The 13802-nt window shown below is 67.5% G+C and carries 14 protein-coding genes and 2 tRNA genes; 10 read left to right on the top strand and 6 right to left on the bottom strand.

Going from position 1 to position 13802, the window contains the following annotated elements; translation table 11 throughout:
• The first annotated feature begins 2 nt into the window (after nt 1–2).
• From ACFWU2_RS14750 to ACFWU2_RS14735, 4 genes are all read left to right on the top strand, one after another.
• Nucleotides 3–881: a branched-chain amino acid ABC transporter permease gene (locus ACFWU2_RS14750; protein WP_169620264.1), complete on the top strand. Its 879-nt coding sequence runs from the start codon at nt 3–5 to the stop codon at nt 879–881.
• Nucleotides 882–883: 2 nt separating this feature from the next.
• Nucleotides 884–1987 carry a branched-chain amino acid ABC transporter permease gene (locus ACFWU2_RS14745; RefSeq protein WP_378607357.1) on the top strand — a complete coding sequence of 368 codons (1104 nt, stop codon included), beginning with the start codon at nt 884–886 and terminating at the stop codon, nt 1985–1987.
• Nucleotides 1984–3246 (top strand): ABC transporter substrate-binding protein, encoded by a 1263-nt coding sequence (locus ACFWU2_RS14740; protein WP_378607354.1) that lies wholly within the window; start codon nt 1984–1986, stop codon nt 3244–3246. The genes ACFWU2_RS14745 and ACFWU2_RS14740 overlap by 4 nt, the downstream gene beginning before the upstream one ends.
• A 187-nt stretch (nt 3247–3433) precedes the next feature.
• The gene (locus ACFWU2_RS14735; protein ID WP_378607351.1) at nt 3434–3613 is read left to right on the top strand and encodes a hypothetical protein; all 180 of its coding nucleotides are present in this window, start codon (nt 3434–3436) and stop codon (nt 3611–3613) included.
• 41 nt (nt 3614–3654) lie between these two features.
• On the opposite strand, the gene ACFWU2_RS14730 is transcribed toward ACFWU2_RS14735, so the two are convergent.
• The gene (locus ACFWU2_RS14730) at nt 3655–4617 is read right to left on the bottom strand and encodes a helix-turn-helix transcriptional regulator (protein ID WP_378608029.1); all 963 of its coding nucleotides are present in this window, start codon (nt 4615–4617) and stop codon (nt 3655–3657) included.
• 62 nt (nt 4618–4679) lie between these two features.
• Here ACFWU2_RS14730 and ACFWU2_RS14725 point away from each other — a divergent pair, with 62 nt between their 5' ends.
• From ACFWU2_RS14725 to ACFWU2_RS14710, 4 genes are all read left to right on the top strand, one after another.
• Entirely contained in the window at nt 4680–5252 is a 573-nt protein-coding gene (locus ACFWU2_RS14725; protein ID WP_378607348.1) for a DinB family protein, read from the top strand.
• 1 nt (nt 5253) lies between these two features.
• Nucleotides 5254–5691: a VOC family protein gene (locus ACFWU2_RS14720; protein ID WP_378607345.1), complete on the top strand. Its 438-nt coding sequence runs from the start codon at nt 5254–5256 to the stop codon at nt 5689–5691.
• A gap of 131 nt (nt 5692–5822) precedes the next feature.
• Nucleotides 5823–6383, top strand: a complete 561-nt coding sequence (locus tag ACFWU2_RS14715) for a GNAT family N-acetyltransferase (protein ID WP_378607342.1) — start codon at nt 5823–5825, stop codon at nt 6381–6383.
• A gap of 77 nt (nt 6384–6460) precedes the next feature.
• Nucleotides 6461–6877: a VOC family protein gene (locus tag ACFWU2_RS14710; protein ID WP_378607339.1), complete on the top strand. Its 417-nt coding sequence runs from the start codon at nt 6461–6463 to the stop codon at nt 6875–6877.
• Nucleotides 6878–6879: 2 nt separating this feature from the next.
• On the opposite strand, the gene ACFWU2_RS14705 is transcribed toward ACFWU2_RS14710, so the two are convergent.
• Both ACFWU2_RS14705 and ACFWU2_RS14700 read right to left on the bottom strand, forming a co-directional pair.
• Nucleotides 6880–6953, bottom strand: a tRNA-Ile gene (locus ACFWU2_RS14705).
• Nucleotides 6954–7139: 186 nt separating this feature from the next.
• Nucleotides 7140–7212: transfer RNA gene (locus tag ACFWU2_RS14700), tRNA-Asn, on the bottom strand.
• 150 nt (nt 7213–7362) lie between these two features.
• Here ACFWU2_RS14700 and ACFWU2_RS14695 point away from each other — a divergent pair.
• The gene (locus ACFWU2_RS14695) at nt 7363–7608 is read left to right on the top strand and encodes a hypothetical protein (RefSeq protein ID WP_206036732.1); all 246 of its coding nucleotides are present in this window, start codon (nt 7363–7365) and stop codon (nt 7606–7608) included.
• A 4-nt stretch (nt 7609–7612) separates the two neighbouring features.
• Here ACFWU2_RS14695 and dnaG read toward each other — a convergent pair whose 3' ends face one another.
• From dnaG to ACFWU2_RS14680, 3 genes are all read right to left on the bottom strand, one after another.
• Nucleotides 7613–9526, bottom strand: coding sequence for a DNA primase (dnaG, locus tag ACFWU2_RS14690; RefSeq protein WP_378607336.1), 1914 nt, complete (start codon nt 9524–9526; stop codon nt 7613–7615).
• Between the two features lie 60 nt (nt 9527–9586).
• Complete coding sequence (locus ACFWU2_RS14685; RefSeq protein ID WP_378607333.1) at nt 9587–10858, bottom strand: deoxyguanosinetriphosphate triphosphohydrolase; 1272 nt, start codon at nt 10856–10858, stop codon at nt 9587–9589.
• A gap of 104 nt (nt 10859–10962) precedes the next feature.
• Complete coding sequence (locus ACFWU2_RS14680) at nt 10963–11655, bottom strand: YdcF family protein (RefSeq protein ID WP_378607330.1); 693 nt, start codon at nt 11653–11655, stop codon at nt 10963–10965.
• An 87-nt stretch (nt 11656–11742) separates the two neighbouring features.
• Here ACFWU2_RS14680 and ACFWU2_RS14675 point away from each other — a divergent pair, with 87 nt between their 5' ends.
• Nucleotides 11743–13743, top strand: a complete 2001-nt coding sequence (locus ACFWU2_RS14675) for a TPM domain-containing protein (RefSeq protein WP_378607327.1) — start codon at nt 11743–11745, stop codon at nt 13741–13743.
• The last annotated feature ends 59 nt before the right edge of the window (nt 13744–13802 follow it).

The following is a 13802-nucleotide window of genomic DNA, read 5'->3' as shown; positions in this document are numbered from 1 at the left end:
CGATGGACAGATTCCTGTTTCTCACCGTGGACGGTCTCGCGCGCGGTGCCGTCTTCGCAGCGTTCGCACTCGCGCTCGTGCTGATCTGGCGCGGTACCCGCGTGATCAACTTCGCGCAGGGCGCGATGGCTGCGGCCACCACCTACATCGCCTATTCGGTGACGTCGGCGACCGGTTCGTACTGGTACGGACTGCTCGCCGCGGTCGTGAGCGGCTTCCTCTTGGGTGCCCTCGTCGAGCGAGTGCTGATCCGCCGTCTCGATCACAGCCGCCCACTGGCCGCGGTGATCGTCGCGCTGGGCCTCGTGATGGTGATCCACGCCGTGCTCGGCATGATCTACGGCAACGACTTCCGTCCCATGCAGTTGCCGTTCAGCCGCGACCCCCTGCGGGTCGGGACGGTTCCGCTGCTGTCTCCGTACGACGTGTTCGTCTTCGCTGCGGTGGGGGTGGTGGTCATCGGCCTCGCCCTGCTGTTCACCCGTACCGATCTCGGACTGAAGATGCGGGCGTCGGCGTTCGCTCCGGACGTGTCGCGACTGCTGGGGGTGAAGGTCTCGGCGATGCTCACCCTCGGGTGGGCTCTGGCCGGCGCTGTCGGCGGGCTCGCGGCTCTGCTCGTCGTACCTACCGAACTCGGGCTCAACCCGCACGCAGTCGATCTCGTATTCATCTTCGCCTTCACCGCAGCGGTGATCGGCGGATTGGACAGCCCGGTGGGCGCGGTGCTCGGCGGGCTCGCGACAGGGTTGCTGCTGAGCTTCGTCAGCGGCTACCTCAGTGGAAGCATCGCGCCGATCGCGGTACTTCTGATGCTGCTGGCGGTGCTTCTGCTGCGGCCCCAAGGCATTTTCTCCGGCGTCGCCGCCAGGCAGGTCTGACCATGCACACTTCCCGCTTCGATTCGTTCGCCGTGCGCGCCGCGGTGGTGGCCGGTATCACCGCCGCCGTCATCGTGATCATCTTCGTACTACCCCCCTTCCGGAACTACCAGTTGGCCACCATCGCGGCATATCTGTGCGCGACAGCCGGACTGACAGTGCTCATCGGTCGCAACGGTCAGCTCTCGCTGGGGCACGGAGCGCTGATGGCCTGCGGGGCATACTCGTTCGCGCTGACCTCCAACGCAATGGGCGACGCCGGGGTCACCGGGATTTCGGTGCTGCTCGTGCCGCTCGTCGCTGCCGTGCTCGTAACCTCCGTGGTCGGGGTCGTCGTCGGGGCGGCCGCCGCACGGCTTCACGGCCCCTACCTGGCCGGCTTGACGCTCGCGCTGGTTGTCGTGATCCCGTCGATCACCACCACCTTCTCCAGTGTGCTCGGCGGCGACCAAGGCCTGTGGGCGTATGTGGAGGGACCGCCGAGCAGCATCGCAGCGGCGTTCACCGTCGAACAGTGGCAGGCCACGATCGCCGTGGTCGCCGCGGCCCTCACCGTGCTCGCCCTGTCGAATCTCATTGCCGGAGACTTCGGCCGCCGCATGCAGGCCGTGCGCGACGACGAGATCGCCGCGCGCCTCGCGGGTATCGACGTCGCCCGCACCAAGATCACCACATTCGTGGTCAGTGCCGGTGCCGCCGGCCTCGGCGGCGGTGTGCTCGCCATGGTCTCCCAGAGCGCGTCCCCGGGCGCATTCGGTGTCACCTTCTCATTGTTCCTGCTGATGGGCGTGGTGATCGGCGGGCTCGGCTCTCTTCTCGGGGCTGTGTGGGGTGCGGTGCTCCTGGTCGTACTCCCCGCGCTCGTCGCCGCACTCACCGACACGCTCGAACTGTCCCCGTCCCTCGCCGAACGTCTGGACGGCAACCTCGCGATCGCGGTATTCGGCGTCGCCGTCATCCTCATCGTGATGCTCGCCCCCGCAGGTCTCCAAGGCCTGTTCGGTACAGCGATTCGTCGTCTCCGGCCCGGTACCCGCGGGCCACGACACGGCCGTCCCGATTCCACTTCCGTCTCCACCCCACCGAAAGCAGAGGCCAACATATGAAAACAGGTCGGCGACAACAACTTTCCCTCGTCGCTCTCGTTGCGACGACGGCCGTGACGCTTGCCGCGTGCGGCAGCGGCACCACCGCGTCGACAGGGGCCTCCGGTGAAGGAGACACCACCGGTGTCACCGACACCTCGGTGCTGGTCGGCACCCACATGCCACTGACCGGACCGGCCGCCGCCGGTTACTCGAAGATCCCTCCCGCCACCCAGGCGTACTTCGACTACATCAACGAACAAGGCGGCGTCAACGGTCGCACCATCGAGTACAAGGCACTCGACGACGGCTACAACCCGTCCAACACCCAGCAGGTCGTGCGCGAGCTGGTGCTGCAGGACCGGGTGTTCGCGATACTCGGTGGTCTGGGGACGCCCACCCATTCCGGCGTGCTCGACTTCCTGGACACCAACAATGTTCCGGACTTGTTCGTCGCGTCCGGTTCCCGAATCTGGAATCAGCCCGACAAGTATCCCAACACCTTCGGGTTCAATGCTGACTACACCGTCGAAGCCAAGATCATGGCGCAGTACGTGAAGGACAACCTCCCCGGCAAGAAGGTGTGCACCCTCGGGCAGGACGACGATCTCGGTGGCGATTACCTTGCGGGAGTCGAGCAGATCGTCGGTGCCGACGCGGTGGTCGAGAAACAGTTCTACGCCACCAGCAACACCAACGTCGCTCCGCAGATCGGCGCCCTCCAGGCCGCGGGCTGCGAGGTCGTCATGCTCGCAACGATTCCCGGCTTCACCGCCCTCGCGATCGGAACCGCGGGCCGACTCGGATTCCGGCCGCAGTGGACCACCGCCTCGGTGGGCGGCGACTACCTGACCCTGTCCAAGACCCTCGGTGACGCAGCCCCGCTCGCGGAGGGACTGCTCAGCACCAACTACCTGCCGTCGCACTTCAGCGAAGACGACGAGTGGACCACCAAGTTCCGGGAGATCAACACCAAGTACAACAACGGGGCCGAATTCGACGGCAACGTCGTCTACGGGATGTCCATGGCGCACACGTTCGTTCAGGCGCTCGAAGCGGCGGGTGAGAATCCCACTCGCGAATCGATCGTCGAGGCCATCCGGTCGAGCGACTTCACGGGCCCGAACCTCGTGCCGTTCCGGTTCGCCGAGGACGACCACTCCGGTGCCGGTGGCGCACGGGTCAACCAGGTCACCAACGGTGTTCAGGAGTACTTCGGCCCCGCGTACACCACCACCGACGCTCTCGGCGATCCCGTCGTGGAGTACCGAGCGGAATAGCGAACAACGGCAGCCGGAAGAGTCACGGCTGCCGGCACATCCACAGACAGCGTCTGCCGGGCATCGTACGGGGATGCCCGGCAGACGCCTGTCGTGTCGGTGGCACCGCGTACTGTCACGTCCATGCACAACGCGCAGCACCAAGGCTAGCCCCGGCCCGGGGCCGCCCCGAGTCAGGAGAAGCCTGATGCGCGCTGCACTCTGCAACACCCTGTTCGCCGTGTTCGGTCATCGGATTTGCTGTGGCCGGATCCCCGAGTGGACCGCCTATGTGGGCCAGGCGTGGGACACCTACGACATCGCCCCGTGGAATCTGTACAACGTGATCTGGCGGATCCAGAACTGGATCCGCGGTGGTGTCGACTGAGGGGCGAACCACACCGAGCCCACCGACTCTGCCGGTCGGGTTCACTCCGGAGCAGTCGCCATCGCCGAGAGTCGCTGCGCGAGAATCCGCGCCGCCTCCCGTAATTCGGGAGGCTCCAGGACCACTGCCTCGAAACCCAATCGCGCGACGTGCATGGCAAGCCAATCCAGGTCCTGCCCGCCGACGACGAGCACACACCAACCGTCGTGCTCGTCGTCGACGCGGCCGACCTGGGGCGGCACCAGTTCCCGGACCCGGTGGGCGGAGGCATGCACCCGCACCCTCGCGAGGTATCGGTAGGGCGCCTCCGTGACGGCGCGTTGCACATATGAAATCGGATCCGGGTAGTCCCTCGGGCGGAACCGCCAGGTCGTCGCCGTCACGTCGCCCATCCGGTCGAGCCGGAAGGTACGCCAGTCGTCGCGGTCGACGTCCCAGGCCATCAGATACCAGCGGTGCCCCGCCACGACCAAGCGCACCGGTTCGGTCGTGCGTTCCCGGTCGTCGCCGTCACGGCCCGGGTAGCGGAAGCGGACCCGCACCGCGTCGCGGCAGGCCCGGGCGAGCACCATCAGGGTGTCGGCGTCGATCTCGATGTCGGGCCCCACCAGGGTCTCCATCGCCCCGTACACCGCCCGCACCTCCGCCCGCAGTCGCGGCGGCATGACCTGGTCCAGTTTCGCAAGCGCCCGCAGCGATGCCTCGGCCGATCCGGTGATCGTGCTTCCCGACGCCAGCCGCAACGAGACCGCTGTCGCGATCGCCTCTTCGTCGTGAAAGAGCAACGGAGGCAAACGGGTTCCGGCGCCGAGTTGATAACCGCCGCCGACGCCCGCGGTCGCACGCACGGGATATCCCAGTGTCCGTAATCGCTCCACGTCGCGGCGCACCGAACGATCGGTCACCCTCAGTTCCACCGCGAGGTCCGCGGCAGTCCAGGACGGCCGGCTCTGCAGCAGTGCCAGCAACCGCAACACCCGTTCGGTCGTCGCCTCGACGGTCACGACTTCCATCGTCGCACGATCACGGAACGATCCTGTCCGGAATGTGGGGGACGCTTGTACCCATGACGGACCGACACTGGAATTCGCTCTTACGAGACCAGTTCGCCACCCCGGCACGCACTCGCCTCGACGGACTCACCGACGCTGAGTACTTCTGGGAACCCACTCCCGACTGCTGGAACGTGCGCCCGCGAGGCACCGGTACCGCACCCGTGCAGGCCGGCAGCGGTGCCATGACGATCGATTTCGCATTCCCGGAACCGGACCCGCCACCGTTCACGACGATTGCGTGGCGCCTCGGCCACGTCGTTGTGGGAGTACTCGCGATGCGCAACGCGTCGCATTTCGGACGGGCACCCACCGACTACGCCTCGTTCGAGTACGCCGCGACCGCAGACGAAGCGCTCGCCCAACTCGACGCGGAATACGCGACCTGGGTCGCCGGTGTCGAATCGCTCGGTGAAGAGGGATTGTTCCGCCCCTGCGGGGAGGCGGAGGGTCCGTACGCCGACTACCCGATGGCGACCCTGGTTCTGCACATCAACCGCGAGCTGATCCATCACCTCTCGGAAATGTGCCTGCTCCGCGACCTCTATCTGCACACCCGCCGTTCGACTCGACAGGAGGTGGGCTGACATGGCCCGCGACATCCAGATCACGTTCGACTGCGGTGATCCCGCAAAGCTCGCCCAGTTCTGGGCCGACGTCCTCAGCTACGAGGTGCAGGCCCCGCCCCCGGGTTTCACGTCCTGGGAGGAAGCACTCGAGGCAATGGGAGTGCCACCGGAACACCGCAACGACGCGTCCGCTGTCGTCGATCCCGAGGTGGCCGGACCACGACTGTTCTTCCAACGAGTTCCGGAAGGAAAACAGGCCAAGAACCGCGTGCATCTCGACGTTCGAGCCGCGCCCGACACGGACGGCGACGCCCGAATGGCGCTCTTGGAGAAAGAAGCCGAGCGTCTCGTGGCCCGCGGAGCCGAGCGGGTTCGACGCCACGAGCCCGCTCCCCCGCTCGACGCCGGGCACATCGTGATGACCGATCCCGAAGGTAACGAGTTCTGCCTCGATTGACGGTCGCGCACGAGTCACGAACCCACGGACTGTTGATCCGCGGAACGTGCTGCGGAGAACAAGCTCCTGCAATCCGGGGCAGGTCCGCGTAACCGGTAACAGGCACAGCCGTCCGTGTGAGGATCGCGGACATGGATGTCTTCCTGGAAACCGGACGGCTCGTGCTGCGCCCCTTCGCCGGCACCGATGTCGAAGACCTCGTGGCACTCGATAACGACCCCGACGTCATGCGCTTCATCAACGGGGGCCGCGCCGTGAGCCTCGAAGTTGTCCGAACGCAGACACTGCCACGGCTCCTGCACGAATATCCGTGCTTCGGCACCCGCGGGTACTGGGCAGCTGAAGAGAAGGCCACCGGAATTTTCCTGGGCTGGTTCGAGTTCCGTCCCCTGGATGACCACCACCCAGCCGTAGTCGAACTCGGCTACCGACTGAACAAGGCCGCCTGGGGCAAGGGCCTTGCCACGGAGGTATCGCGGGCTCTGATCGGCAAGGGGTTCACCGACCTCGGAGTGGAGCGGGTCACCGCGAACACGATGGCGGTCAACACGCGCTCCCGGCGCGTGCTGGAAAAGGCAGGTCTGCTGTTCGTACGGAGCTTCACCGGGGACTGGGCGGAGTCGATCGAAGGATCCGAACACGGTGACGTCGAGTACGCCCTCACCCGAGCCCAGTGGGAACAGCGCCGGTAGTTGCTTCCGGTGCCCGGCTCGCCGGGCGATGAGTTCCACCGGGGCGACGAGTCGACCCACTCGACACCGTTTCCGAGATGAAGGACCTGATCATGGAAGAGACCGGGAGCGCATTCATCGACGTGATGACGATCGGAGTACCCGTCACCGACCAAGACCGCGCACTCGCGTTCTACGTCGACACACTCGGCTTCGAGACACGAATGGACGTACCGCTCGAACAACTCGGGGGTCGCTGGATCATCGTCGCGCCACCGGATGCCCGCACAACGATCGCGCTGGTCCCCGCCGGCGACGGTATTCCTGCGGGCATCGAAACCGGAATCAGGCTCACCACGTCCGATGCCGCGGCGCTGCACACGCAACTACAGGAGCGCGACGTCGTCGTCGGTGAACTGCTCCTCTGGGACGGCGTACCACCGATGTTCACGTTCCGCGATCAGGACGGGAACGGTTTCGAGGCCGTCGAGCAACCGGCCCTCGACGCGGTCTGATGTGGGGCGGGCGGGGCTCGAACCCGCGACCAATGGATTATGAGTCCACGGCTCTAACCGACTGAGCTACCGCCCCTCCGCGGCGACGGGTCGCCGCAGAACACTGCCCGCATCGGACAGCGCTCCGGAATGGTACCTGGGGTGGCGCCGTCGTATCGAGACGGGGTGACCCAGCCATGTCACGACCGTCACACCGACCAGGCCCCCCCAGGCCACAAACGAAAAATCCTCCCACCCGCGATGGGTGGGAGGATTTCAAGCGCTCCCCCGGCTGGACTCGAACCAGCAACCGTTCGATTAACAGTCGAATGCTCTGCCAATTGAGCTACAGGGGATTGTCCTGCGGTGCTCCGCGGTTTCCCCCGGTGCGTGGAAAACCATAGCGCTCAACCCGCCGCGGTGCCAAATCGCCTGCACAGTGCGCGTCCGGGCCAAGATCAGGCAGGATGGAACAGACGCGCAGCCACGGGTGGAAGGACAGCACATTGATGGGTTTGTTGGTCGGAGTCGCAGCGGGCTATGTGCTCGGCACCAAAGCGGGTCGCGCCCGGTACGAGCAGATCAGCAAGACCGCGAGGGCGGTGGCGGGGAGCCCGGTCACGAAGAAGGCGATCGAGGTGGGACGACAGAAGCTCGCCGACTCGCTGAGTCCACAACCGAAGCTCGAACCGATGAAGCCGATCGACGAGCACACGACGATCATGATCCCGCGGGATCAGCTCAAGAAGTAGCTGCTCAGCCGGCCAGGCCGTCGCCACTCGTATCGCCGATGGCCTGGTCGAGCAGGCTCCGCCGGTACTGCTCGAGCGCCATGAGGTCGCCGAGCAGCGCGTGGAACTCGTCCGATTCGGTGGCGGGCGAGATCCGCTGCAACTTCGACTTCAGTTCCGCGACCTGCTCCCCTACCCACACTTCTTGCAGGCGTGCCAGCACGCCGCCGATGTAGCGCGGGATGCGGTCTTCCTCGGCCGGTATCGGCTCGACTGCGAGTTCCATCACCAGCGAATGCGCGACGGGGTCCTTCGCTGCCCGGCCGACCGCGTCGACCCACTCGCCGCCACCCATGCCCGACCCGGTACCGCCGGCGGCAGCGACCGCCGTGCGTACCGCTGCGTACGCCGGATCGGTGAAGGTCTCCTTGGGCAGTGAGTCGAATACGGTTCCGGCGATACCCGGGTATTGGAGGGCGGCCTTGAGCGCGTCGCGTTGCGGCCACAGGGACGGGTCGTTCGGGCGGGGCCGACGCAACGCCGACGCGGGCGCCTGAGGTGCCACGGTGGCTCCGGCCCGGGGCTTCGTTTCCGGTGCGCGGGCACCACGCCGCGCTTCGTCTTGCACCCGGCGTCGCACCGCGGGAATGTCGTCCCAGCCCACCCAGTGCGCGAGTTGCACCGAGTAGTTGTCGCGCAGGGTGCGGTCCTTGATCTGCGCGACCACCGGAACACAGCGGCGCAGCGCCTCGACCCTTCCTTCCGCGTTGTCCAGATTGTGTTCGGAAAGAATAGATTTCACCACGAACTCGAACATCGGAGTCCTGCGGGCGACGAGATCGCGCACAGCGCCGTCACCGGACTCCTGCCGGAGTTCACAGGGATCCATCCCCTTGGGGGCGATCGCGACGTAGGTCTTCGCCGCCGTCTTCTGGTCGCCCTCGAATGCCTTCATCGCGGCGGCGCGCCCGGCGTCGTCACCGTCGAAGGTGTAGATCACCTCGCCGCGGAAATAGCTGTCGTCCATGAGCAGGCGGCGCAGCATGGCCAGGTGCTCGTCGCCGAACGCGGTTCCGCACGCGGCCACGGCGGTCTTCACGCCGGCCAGATGCATGGCCATGACGTCGGTGTAGCCCTCGACGATCACCGCCTGGTGTGATTTGGCGATCTCGCGCTTCGCGAGGTCCAACCCGAACAGCACCTGAGACTTCTTGTACAGCTGCGTCTCCGGCGTGTTCATGTACTTCGCGGTGATCTGGTCGTCGTCGTACAGCCGTCGCGCCCCGAACCCGATGACGTCACCGGAGAGATTGCGGATCGGCCACAACAGTCGCCGGTGGAACCGGTCGATGGGTCCGCGGCGCCCCTCCCGCGACAGTCCGGCCGCCTCGAGCTCGGCGAACTCGAACCCGCGACCGAGGAGATGCTTGGTGAGCAGGTCCCATCCGGCGGGCGCGAAGCCGCAGCCGAACGTCTCGGCGGCGGCACTGTCGAAGTTGCGTTCGGTGAGGTAGTCGCGCGCAGCCTGGGCACCCGGGGTGCGCAGTTGCTCGGCGTAGAACTCCTGGGCGGCGGCGTTCGCGGCGACGAGACGGGCGCGAGTGCCGCGGTCGCGCTGGACCGACGGTCCGCCCCCTTCGTAGTTGAGGGTGTAGCCCACGCGCTCGGCGAGTTGTTCGACGGCTTCGACGAAACTGACGTGTTCGATCTTCTGCAGGAACGAGTAGACGTCGCCGCCCTCGCCGCACCCGAAGCAGTGGAAGTGCCCGTGGTTGGGCCGCACGTGGAACGACGGCGACTTCTCGTCGTGGAACGGACACAGACCCTTCAGGGAGTCGGCGCCGCCTCGCTTGAGCGCGACGTATTCACCGACGATGTCTTCGATGCGGGCGCGGTCGCGAATGGCCGCGATGTCTCTGTCTGAAATTCGGCCGGCCACGACGTCGATTCTAAGCCGCTCCGCCGCCGCTGCCCGCAGCGGTGGTCACGCGTCGCGGCGCTACCCCCAACTGGCCTGCGCGGCGAGGCTGTCCCGGTCGATGCGCTCGAGCCGGGATTCGGTGCACGACGCAATCTGATCGACGACCACGCGCACCCGGGCCGCGTCGTCGGGTGCGTCTTTCCACGCCGCGGCGAAGAACGGATCGAGGCCCACCGGCGCGGTCCTCAGCAGCCATTCCGCAACGCGGTGGATTCGCTCGCGCTGCGCCTCCTGCCGGGTGCGGTGCACACGATCGGACATGACGAACTGCAGCGCCATCGTCTTGAGCAGGGCCACCTCGGCGGCGACCACGGGCGGAATCACCAGGTCGGCGTCGTATCTCGTGACGGGTTGGTCGCCGGTGACCTCCCGGGTTCCGAGGATCGCCGCGGTGGCGTACCGGCCGACGAGTTCGCTGGTGAGTCGTTTGAGGGCGACGGAACTGGCCAGAGTGCCGTCGAAGGTTCCGACGTCGATCACCACCGGCATCTCCGACAGTCGTTTCGCCGCTTCGGTGAGTTCGTCGGGGACGAGATCGGAGAATTCGCGCATGCCGAGTTCGATGAGGGCCGAAACCGCATCCGCGTCGCCGAGTACCCGCAGGTCGATCCGGCCGTCGATGACGCCGTCCTCGACGTCGTGCACCGAGTACGCAACGTCGTCGGACCAGTCCATGATCTGCGCCTCGAGGCATTTGCGGCGGTCCGGCGCGCCCTCCCGCACCCACGTCAGCACGTCGAGGTCATCGTCGTAGGCGCCGAACTTCGCGCCCGGCGACGGCCGCGTCCACGGGTATTTGAGCGTTGCGTCGAGGGCGGCGCGGGTGAGGTTCAGTCCGGCGCTCGTGCCGTCCGGATAGAGGACCTTGGGCTCCAGGCACGTCAGGATGCGCAGGTTCTGCGCGTTGCCTTCGAATCCTCCGCACGGCGCCGCCACCGCGTCCAGGGCGCGCTCTCCGTTGTGCCCGTACGGCGGGTGCCCGATGTCGTGGGCGAGACCCGCGAGGTCCACGACGTCGGCGTCGGCGCCGATTCCCTCCGCGATGCTGCGGCCGATCTGCGCGACTTCCATCGAGTGCGTGAGCCGGGTGCGCGGAGTGTCACCGTCGCGAGGGCCGACGACCTGGGTCTTGTCGGCCAGCCTGCGCAAGGCAGCGGAGTGCTGGACCCGCGCGCGGTCGCGCGCGAATGCGGTGCGGTCCGCGGCGGCACGTTCGGCGCCGATCAGCGCCGAGCGCTTCGGCGATTCGGCGACACGCCGCTCGAGATCGTGCTCGCTGTAGCCCTGCATGAGATCCTTCCTTCGTCGCACCGGCCGTACGTCCCCCGACCCCTACTCACATGTTCGCCTACCCATATCTTCGCCGTTGACCATCTCGGTCACCCACCCGCATGTCACTGCTCGGCTGTGTACGGGAAGTCTGCGGAGAAGTGGGTGATCTGGTACCAGATCAGCGCGCCGGTCTCCCGGGCGATCGCGTGGAATTGGGAGTTGCGGGTGAACACCGCCGGTCCCTGGCGGGTGGGCGCGGTCCATGCGTCGAGTCCCGAATCGCGAGCCATGGTGCGGGTGCGGAGCGAATGCCACGGGTCGCTCACCAGGACCGCTGAGGACAGCCCCAGCTCGTCCATGTCCCTGCTCACGGCTTCCACGCTGAGCAGGGTGTCGGATCCTTCTTCCACCGCGATGATCGACTCCGCGGGCACGCCCCTCGACACGAGATAGTTCTTGCCCGCGGCCGCTTCGGTGAACAGGTCGCCTTCCTGCTTACCCCCGACGGTGACGATCCTCGGCGACACTCCCGCCTCGTACAGCTTGAGTGCCTGCTCGAGCCGAGCCTCGAACACCGACGACGGTGTTCCCGAGTACTGGGCGGCGCCGAGCACGACGATCGCGTCGGCAGGCGTCCTGTCGTCGATACGGGCGACCTGCCACACCCGTATCGCGGTTCCACCGACGACGAGAATCGCGGCGAGCAGGACACCGACCACCAGTCGCCTCAGCCACCGTGCGACGCGGGCGCCCAGGCCGAGATCGTCCTCGGCACGGCGTGGCGCGGGGACCCGGGGGCGGGATGCGGTACTCACCCCCCAAGTCTGCCAGTGCAGCCGCGGAACACAGCACGATGACGCGCCGACCACGCTTTCTTCCCTCGAACGATTAGATTCGGAGGCATGCCCCACGCCTCGTCCCCACGCCGACATCCCGCAAAGATCGTGCCCGCACTGTTGCCCCTCCTGCTGGCGGCAGCGGCCTGGCTGTTGATGCCGGCAGCGGCGGCGGCAGAACCGCCCTCGCGCCTCCAGTCACCGATCAGCGACTCCGCGGGCGTCCTCGACGCCGAAGACGTCGCGCGTATCCAGCAGGCGGCGGACGCGTTGTACGACGAGCACCGCCTGCAACTCTGGGTCACGTATGTGTCGAGTTTCGACGGCCAGAACTACGACGCCTGGGCGCAGGCGACCGCGCGGGCCAGCAACTTCGGCCCGGACACGGCCCTGCTGGCGATCGCGACCGAAGACCGCGAGTTCGCGCTGTGGACCCCGTCGGGATCGGACATCAGCGCGTCGGAGCGCGACCGCATCAGCTCGAACGACGTCACCCCCGCGCTGCGCACCGGTGACTGGGCGGGCGCGGCCGTCGCCGCGGCAGACGGTCTCGACGCCGCGTTGACGCCCTCGAGCGCGCCCACCACGACACTGCTCGTCGGTGGCGGCGTGATAGCCGCGGGTGCCGGCGGCGTCTACGCATATTCGCGGCGGTCCAAGCGCAAGCGTGCCGAGACGGCCGCCGCGCGCGCAGCGGCGATCGACCCCGCCGATACCGGCGCACTGGCCGCGCTCCCGCTCGAGGGTCTCGAGCTGCATGCCCAGAAGGTACTGGTGGAGACGGACAACGCGGTGCGCTCGAGTTCGGAAGCACTCGAGCTCGCACGCGGTGAATTCGGTGACACGGCAGTACAGCCGTTCGACCGGGCGTACCGGCAGGCGCAGGCCGCCCTGGCGAGTGCGTTCGAGATCCGGCAGCGTCTCGACGACGACATCCCCGAGACCCCGCAGCAGCAGCGCGAAATGCTGGTGCAGCTCGTCTCGTCGTGCGGGCAGGCCGACCGCGAGCTCGACGCACAGGTGGAGGCGTTCGACCGCATGCGGGACCTGCTGCTCGACGCTCCCGACCGGCTCGATGCACTGACACAGCGCGCCATCGGCCTGCGGACGCGTATCCCGCAGGGCGAGGCCGCGCTCGCGCAGCTGACCGGGGAGTTCCCTTCTGAGGCGCTCGCGCCCGTCAAGGACAACGTGTCGCTCGCGCTCGAGGAGATCGAGTACGCCGAGAAGGCCATCGATCAGGGCCGCGTCGCGGTGTCGCGCCCGGCGGGCGAGCAAGGTGACGCGGTTCGTGCGATCCGGGATTCCGAACGCGCCCTCGGACACGCGGCAACGCTCCTCGACGGTGTCGAGCACGCCGCGGAGGACATCCGCCACGCCATCGCGACTCTTCCGGCTGCCATGGAAGATGCGGCACAGGGCATTGCCGACGCCGAACGGCTCGTGGCGGCGGGTGGCCCGGAACTGGCGGAAGCCCGTAGGGCCGCCCAGGAGGCACTCGAGCATGCACGGGCCGCGCAGCACACCGACCCGCTGGGAAGTTTCACGCGGGTCGTGGAAACCGACGCGCGGCTCGATGCGCTGCGGGCGCAGACCCGTGAGGCGCAAGAGGAGGAAGCGCGCGCCCGTCGGCGGCTCGAACAGGATCTGACCGCCGCCCAGGCGCAGGTCACCGCCGCATCCGATTTCATCGGCACGCGACGCGGCGTCGTCGGCGCGGAGGCACGCACGAGACTGTCGGAGGCGCAGCGCCATCTGGACGCGGCGCGGCACCTCGCGTCGACAGATGCAGCCCAGGCCCTGCAGCACGCCCAGACAGCCTCGGCCCTCGCGGCCCGCGCCCTGAGCGCTGCACGCCGGGACGTCGAGTCGTGGGAACGTCGCAACCCGCCGCGCGGTGGCGGTTCGTCGGGCGGCAACATCGCGGGTGCTGTGCTGGGTGGCATCCTCATCAACAGCGTTCTCGGCGGCGGCGGCCACGGCGGTGGCTTCGGAGGCGGCTTCGGGGGCGGCGGCTTCGGGGGCGGCGGAGGCGGCTTCGGCGGGTCGAGCGGCGGCAGGTTCTGACGCCGCACCGGTGAAAGCCGGGTTGGAAAATGCCCGCTCAGCGGGCAACAACTCACCCG

This window comes from Rhodococcus sp. NPDC058639 (genome assembly GCF_042717545.1).
GTDB lineage: Bacteria > Actinomycetota > Actinomycetes > Mycobacteriales > Mycobacteriaceae > Rhodococcus.
The sequence above is the reverse complement of the archived record's forward strand: the minus strand, read 5'-3'. Positions and strand labels throughout refer to the sequence as shown.